Source organism: Vibrio lentus, from assembly GCF_002875945.1.
Lineage (GTDB): Bacteria > Pseudomonadota > Gammaproteobacteria > Enterobacterales > Vibrionaceae > Vibrio > Vibrio apostichopi.
In genome coordinates this window covers 1-4,049 of the sequence record NZ_MCZK01000047.1, presented here as the reverse complement: position 1 = coordinate 4,049, position 4,049 = coordinate 1, and the positions used below count along the sequence as shown (strand labels likewise).

3 protein-coding genes are annotated in these 4,049 nt (G+C 40.2%); all 3 read left to right on the top strand.

Annotated elements, in window-relative coordinates; all coding sequences use genetic code 11:
* The first annotated feature begins 1,083 nt into the window (after positions 1 to 1,083).
* The 3 genes from BCT49_RS04130 (at position 1,084) to BCT49_RS04120 (ending at position 3,856) form a co-directional block, all read left to right on the top strand.
* The gene (locus BCT49_RS04130) at positions 1,084 to 1,803 is read left to right on the top strand and encodes a hypothetical protein (protein ID WP_102434257.1); all 720 of its coding nucleotides are present in this window, start codon (positions 1,084 to 1,086) and stop codon (positions 1,801 to 1,803) included.
* Between the two features lie 203 nt (positions 1,804 to 2,006).
* Entirely contained in the window at positions 2,007 to 2,363 is a 357-nt protein-coding gene (locus BCT49_RS04125) for a GFA family protein (RefSeq protein ID WP_102434256.1), read from the top strand.
* 569 nt (positions 2,364 to 2,932) lie between these two features.
* Positions 2,933 to 3,856 carry a replication initiation protein gene (locus BCT49_RS04120; RefSeq protein ID WP_102434255.1) on the top strand — a complete coding sequence of 308 codons (924 nt, stop codon included), beginning with the start codon at positions 2,933 to 2,935 and terminating at the stop codon, positions 3,854 to 3,856.
* Positions 3,857 to 4,049: the final 193 nt, after the last annotated feature.

The window sequence follows — 4,049 nt, the reverse complement described above, 5'->3', positions numbered from 1 at the left end:
AGCGTCCGAACACCGAGCAAGCGGCATACACTCGGTCTTAAACTGTGGCACTGTCACTCCATCATTTAAATTTTCGTCATGTTTACTTGTAACTCTTTCGTGTAACTACTTCCTGTAACGATAGTTACAAGTACAGGCTACAGGTAAGAGTTACACGAAAAGAAAAAATAAAAGCAAAGAAAAGAGCAGCTTAGAAACATGTTTCTAAGACCTTGGATGCGTAGCGCTACGCGCGACTGAGCCCCTTTTAAAGGTGAAATAATCCGTTTCTTCGCCCCGTCAGTTTCACTCTAATAAAACGCTCTCAGTCTCGCCTACTCAACGCATCCTAGAGCATGCACTAAAATTAACAATTCCCCTCTCTGGTTCGGCACTTTTCAGTGATTGAATTTCTTAACGCTTATAGAGCACTTTCATTCCCACATAACAATTAAACCCCGCAGAGGGGGCGCATGGACGATTGATTTTGGAAACGAAAAGCAGAGCATCGTACGTTGATAGTGTTTCGTAAGTAACTGTCACTGTAATGCAGTGACAGTTACTTGATGCCTCGATGCCTATTGGTTTCAAAGGGTGTTTTGAAACGGGACAGCGCAGTGATAGACCATCAAATTGATGATTAGCAGGATTTGCATTTTGTGCTACAAGCTCCAAAATCCCCGATCTACGATGTGACTCTGCGAGGCTTAGGGTTGTAGTTCTGACGCACTCACTCCGTTCGATTGTCGGATCGCTCTCCTCATGAAAGGACTTCGCCCATTTCACGAGAAATCACGATCTCATGAGTAAAGTTTCAGTTATGAGCGTTACGGTGTGATTTTTGGGTGAGTTCAAAAGATGTTAATTCGCACTGTGAAGCCCTCAGATAGTGAAATTAACTTTCAGAGCGGGTTTGTGTGCTTGTGGGTGGGTTTGCTTCTTAAAATGGCTCACAGGCTGTGTGAGGGGCTTTTAGGCGGTATTTTCGATAGAAAAGTCGTGGGTTTAACATAATAGGAATAATAAACACCTTTCTATGGTTTTCATTTTTGTCTTAATATAAACATTGTTTTTAATGAAAATTAGTAAAGGTGATATGCACTAATGCGAAATAAAGGAGTCGTACTTAATTACATTGCAACAATACTGTTTGTCATCTTAGTTGTATTGCTCTTAGGTTTTTTGGAAAAGGAAGCTAGTGAGCAAAGAAGGGTTAAAGCCATTACAGATTCTGTTGAGGCGGATTTGCAATCGAGAGTAAAAAAAACACAAGGAGAACGCTATGATGAAAGAAAGCATGATGTAAAAAAGATTACAGAATCTAGATTTCAACCAGAAACGATAACTGAGGGGGTGTATGATGACAATCAATCTCCCTTTTTGGGTAATGTTAATGGTGAGAATGTTGTAGCTTTTTTCACTACGTATAATTGCACGAAATGCATGCTTATCAATGAGGTTTTAGAAGAGTTTATTACTGAAGACCCAGAAGGAAAGGTTGTTATTAAACTATTTTCTTTAGATGGAAAAAACACTCAAGAAGATGAGTTATCTGGACTTGCATTATATTACTATAAACCAAACTTATATGCTGATTACCATAGGGAGATCATTGAAGGGAATAAAGAGGCTCCTGAGATTTTATCTGAATTGGGAGTTACCATAAATGATTTACAGCCCTATATGGCTTTGGCTAGCGATCAGTTAGAGAAGGTTGGTGTACTAAAAAAACGCCTATTGTTAAAACCCCAACCAGTAGTTATTGTTAAATCTTCGCGAGGGTATGATTTGCTATCTATCAAAACCTTATTGGGTGAATTGTGATTAATTTAACGTAACATCACTTAGTGCGAAGTGAGTGAGCGTTCATTCATTTGGCGGGGGCTTAATACTCACCCTGATTTAGACACAAGAACGGCTCCCAATCGGGAGCCGTTCTTGTGGGTAGATGACAAATAAAGAACAGTTTCTTTAATTTTTTTATGTAATGAATAAAATTAACGCCTTATTATTTTAGGAGTTATCAGATGGCTAATACAGGAAAGTGTCTTTGTGGGAATGTTTCGTTAACCGTAGAGAATGTAATCAGTGAGGCGTTGGCTTGCCATTGTCAATCATGTCGTAGGTGGGCTTCAGGGGCGTTCATACCGTTTAATGCTGGAAACTCTATAGCTATTGATGGTATTGATTCGGTTAAAATTCACCAGTCCTCAGAGCATGGAGAACGCGCGTTTTGTTCTAATTGTGGTTCTTCACTCTATTTTTTCTATAAGCCAGAGAGTATTTATATGGTCTCTACAGGGCTTTTTGAAGATACATCTCACTTCAAATTAACTAAGCAAATTTTCACAGAAGAAAAACCTAGCTTCTATGAACTAAGCTAACTTTATTTTATGTAACAATACTTAGTGCGTACTCAGATTTAGACACAAGAACGGCTCCCAATCGGGAGCCGTTCTTCGTTGTAGGGAGGTAATAAATAACATCTAAACTCAGTTGTTAATATAACTATCAGGACTTTTTTACCAAACCTAGGGTGTGCAGTAAATTTGTGGGAATGTCAGGTAAAAATCCTTTCAACAGCTTGTTGTGTATGGTGTTAAGCTCCATCAGGGTGCTACTTGAAAAGTAGGCCCTGAGGGAGCGAACCCAAAAAATGACAAGCTAAAATAAAAAGGTTGTTGCTAGAATTAATAGATCGTTGATGTTGTTCGGAAATAAGATTTTTACTTGATAAGTAGTTATTTGTGATTGATTGTATTTTTAGGTGTTAGTGGGGGGGAATTGCGAAGTAAGATATTGAGGCGTAAGATAAACGCTAGATAAAGGAAAGCCCCAACCCTCGTAATGATCTTGGCAGACATCGAGAGTTAGGGGCTATGCACTATGGGATAATTATACCTAATGAGCTTTCAAAAACCAATAAATCATCTCTGCCTAAGAGTAGGTTTGGGTGGCTAATAATCACTTCGATGCACTTCAGCTCGATCTAATCGAGTCACTTCCCTATAAACCGTATTGCACCGATGAGCTCGGTGTCACGCTTATACGTCCAAAAACTACAGCGATTAAGAAGAAGTATCTGCAAGTTAACCAGCCTCATATGGTGAAATATCTAATTTTTGATATTGATCATCAGGGAGCGGTTTTATCTTGGTATGACAACGGGCTAGCTCCTCCAAATTGGTCTAGTAAAACCCGAGAAAATGCACACGCCCACATTGCGTATCGCTTGAAAATTCCGTTCTGCACGTCTGATATCGCACATAGCGAACCAATTCGTTACGCTGCTGCGATAGAATCCGCAATGATTGAGCGCCTAAAAGCAGATCGTGGCTTTGCAGGGCTACTGACGAAAAACCCACTGCATCCACATTGGCAAAATGAGTTTTGGACTGAGCACGAATACACGCTAGATGAATTGGCGGACTATCTCGATTTAAAAGGTCATCCGTTACGTGGTAGCGAAGTATCAGGTCTTGGTCGTAATTGTGAGTTGTTTGATACGGTGCGACAGTGGGGCTACAAGACGATTAGAGAGTTTTGGGCACCCAACTATAAGCGTGACTGGAACTCAGCTGTCTACGACCACGTAGAAGCCCTTAACGCTCAATTTAAAGTTCCTCTTCCTGTCTCTGAGGTTAAGGCGATAGCAAAGTCGATCGCTAACTGGACGTATCGAGAGTTTACGCCTGAGAAGTTCCGCCAGAGCCAAGCTAAGAAAGGTGCTAAGGGTGGGCTTGCTAAAGGTAAGGCAAATCAATCTAAGAAAGAAGAAGCCTTAATGCTTTTATCACAAGGCCATAAGCAAAAGTATATTTCAGAAAAGTTGGATGTAACAACTCGAACGATAAGAAATTGGAAAAGCGGAAAATAGCCTTATCAGATAACAGCCCTTTTTAGGCTGTTTTGCTTTGTAGTCTTTGATGCTTATTTTCATGAATCCTATGCTCTTACATTTCTCGATTGAGACCACGTTACATTATAGGAGGTTGAGATTACGCTAAAAGAGATTCCTATCTTTTGCTGTTTAATCTACACCGCTCGGCGCAGTGTGTGAGTAAGCGAAG

Coding starts and splice junctions, on each gene's coding strand:
- BCT49_RS04130 (WP_102434257.1), top strand. CDS start 1,084: ATGCGAAATAAAGGAGTCGTACTTAATTACATTGCAACAATACTGTTT.
- BCT49_RS04125 (WP_102434256.1), top strand. CDS start 2,007: ATGGCTAATACAGGAAAGTGTCTTTGTGGGAATGTTTCGTTAACCGTA.